This is a genomic window from Actinotalea sp. (assembly GCF_041597215.1).
GTDB lineage: Bacteria > Actinomycetota > Actinomycetes > Actinomycetales > Cellulomonadaceae > Actinotalea.
On sequence record NZ_JBFHHB010000346.1, the window covers coordinates 1 to 2,188 of the forward strand.

The window sequence follows — 2,188 nt, forward strand, 5'->3', positions numbered from 1 at the left end:
ACGGCTTCGCGGGAGTCGACGCGCGAGGGTCGCCAGTCGGTCGCGACGGCACCGAGGACCGCGTCGAACGTGTCCTGCGTCGGGGCGGTCATGCGGGCACGACCTTCCCGCCGCGCAAGGCGTAGTACGTGTCCGCCTTGATGCGCTCCCCGTCGACCCTCTTGGCGACGACGCCGAGGATCTCGCCGTCGTCGTTGCGCTCGGTGAGGACGATCCAGCACCCGATCGCGCCCTTCGCGGCGCCGTCGTAGCCGGTGCTGATGGCGACCGATTCGGCCCCGGTTGTGCTTGCCTTCCCGTAGTCGCCGATCGCGAGCGCCGCACCCAGGTCACCCGTGGCAGACGCCGCACCCCGGCCACCCGTGGAGTGCCCCGACTTCGTCGGCGCCTTCGCGTTGCCGCGCACGTACTCGACCTGCGCCTGGATGAGTTCGGACAGCTCGACACGCTTCCCGATCCTGATGACACGACCGGCGACCTTCGAGTCACCACCCGTCGCCGCGACGGCCCCCTCGACCTCGACCTCGTGGTAGACCGAGGTCGCAGGCGGGTAGTAGGCGAACACGTCGATCGGCTGCGTGACCGCGTGGAATCCGGAGCTGCACACGTCCACGTTCCCGTCGTGGGTGTACTCCTTCCCCTCGGCGAACTGGAACCCCCGACAGGTGAGGTCGGGGTTGAAGCCCTTGATGGCCTTGACGACGTCGCTCATGCCGCACCGCCTGGTCGGGTCGGGATGACGACCCACTCGCCCTGCACGGTGACGGTCCGTCGCGTGACCTTGTGCGGCTCGGTCCCGCGCTCTCGTGCCGCCGCGATCCACTCGTCGCAGTCGGCCTCGTTGACCATGTGGTTGTCGCGCTTGAGGTAGTGGTGCTCGCCGTCGGTGCACCAGCAGGTTGCCCACGGGGCGACGGTCGCGGTGCGCTTCCCGCCGTACAGGTGCGCCTCACCGATCACGCGGCGCTCCCACGCGGCGGACTCGTCGAGCTCGTCCGGTGCGTCGACGTCGACCGGTTCGGTGCCGTCGTGGCGGGCGTAGTAGTTGTCGGCGGCGAAGTCGGTGAGGGTCACTTGTCCTGCTCCTTCCGGTCGGCCTCGTCGAGTGCGATGGATGAGGCGGCGATGATGACGATCACGGCGATCACGAACGCGACAGCCATCACGCACCCCGCAGGCGCGAGACCGGCAGCGTCTCGGCGGTCGGGCAGGGCCACGGCTTGCGGTCCTCGGCGCAGCGCCCGTCGTCGTCGCGCGTGTGGATGCCGGCGATGGTGCGGCACATGACGTCCCACTCGCCGGCGGCCGCACGGTCGGTGATCCCCGGCAGCAGGCTCGGCTCGTGGCGCGACGTGCGGGTGGTGTTGCGGCGGTCGATGCCGTCGAGGTGGTCGAGGCGCGTGTACGGCTCCGGGTCGATGAGGGTGGTCATGCTGGGCTCCCGATCAGAAGGACGGTCCACAGCGGGGCCGTGAAGATGGCGGTGATGAGTGCGGCGCGGACGGTGGCGCGCGTGGCGAGGTAGGCGCGGGTCGGAGAGGTCATGCGGTCACCCACTCGGCCCAGGCGTCCTCGAAGTCGGTGCCGCGCAACTCGGCAGCGACCTGCTCGGCAGTGATCCGGCCGCGCTCAACTTCGCGCAGGAGGTCGCCCATCGCCGATTCGATCGCCTCGTCAACCGCTCGGCTGACCATCCACCTGATTCGGGTCGCCTCGACTTCCTCGGGGGTCGGATTCTCGACCCTCACCCGGTGCCCCCTTGCCGTGACGCCCGAGGTTGCACCGGTCGGAGCGAGGGTGTCCGACTGGTGCGCGTACATCGCTTCCCGGTCGTCGAACTCTGCGCCGCAGTTGAGGCAGGCGGCGTAGGGCTTAGCGGCGCTCATGCCGGGACCTCGCAGTCGTCGTGCGTGGACACCTCGGCGTCGAACGCGGCACGGTCCTCGTCGGACGCGCCCTCCTGCAGCCATCCGCGCGCCCCGCACGGGCAGGAGTACCCGGCGATGCTGCGCAGCGTGCGCGGGTCGGGTGCATGCTCGGGGGCGGTGCGCGCGCCGAAGAGGGTCACGGCGACGCCCCCGAACGTCGTGTCCACCGTCGTCCACGTGTCGTAGTCCTTGACGGCCGAGACGACCAGGCGCGCGACGTCGGCGGCGTGCAGCGCGTCCGGCCGCGAGTCGTCGTCGTC

Annotated in this window: 5 protein-coding genes; all 5 read right to left on the reverse strand. The window is 70.5% G+C overall.

The window, feature by feature from the left end; translation table 11 throughout:
- Window positions 1–88: 88 nt before the first annotated feature.
- Window positions 89–712 (reverse strand): hypothetical protein, encoded by a 624-nt coding sequence (locus ABWK99_RS15810; RefSeq protein ID WP_372595638.1) that lies wholly within the window; start codon window positions 710–712, stop codon window positions 89–91.
- The gene (locus ABWK99_RS15815) at window positions 709–1,074 is read right to left on the reverse strand and encodes a hypothetical protein (protein WP_372595639.1); all 366 of its coding nucleotides are present in this window, start codon (window positions 1,072–1,074) and stop codon (window positions 709–711) included. Before ABWK99_RS15815 ends, ABWK99_RS15810 begins: the two co-directional genes overlap by 4 nt.
- A gap of 88 nt (window positions 1,075–1,162) precedes the next feature.
- On the reverse strand, window positions 1,163–1,432 hold the full coding sequence (locus ABWK99_RS15820) for a hypothetical protein (protein WP_372595640.1): 270 nt from the start codon (window positions 1,430–1,432) through the stop codon (window positions 1,163–1,165).
- Between the two features lie 109 nt (window positions 1,433–1,541).
- Window positions 1,542–1,886: a hypothetical protein gene (locus ABWK99_RS15825; protein ID WP_372595641.1), complete on the reverse strand. Its 345-nt coding sequence runs from the start codon at window positions 1,884–1,886 to the stop codon at window positions 1,542–1,544.
- Window positions 1,883–2,188, reverse strand: a 306-nt coding sequence (locus ABWK99_RS15830; protein WP_372595642.1) for a hypothetical protein, incomplete at its 5' end; no start/stop codon positions are given. The genes ABWK99_RS15830 and ABWK99_RS15825, both read right to left, overlap by 4 nt.

What these genes read in the sequence shown, in the direction of transcription:
- ABWK99_RS15810 (WP_372595638.1), bottom strand. Translation starts at nt 712, where the DNA reads ATGAGCGACGTCGTCAAGGCCATCAAGGGCTTCAACCCCGACCTCACC.
- ABWK99_RS15820 (WP_372595640.1), bottom strand. Translation starts at nt 1,432, where the DNA reads ATGACCACCCTCATCGACCCGGAGCCGTACACGCGCCTCGACCACCTC.
- ABWK99_RS15825 (WP_372595641.1), bottom strand. Translation starts at nt 1,886, where the DNA reads ATGAGCGCCGCTAAGCCCTACGCCGCCTGCCTCAACTGCGGCGCAGAG.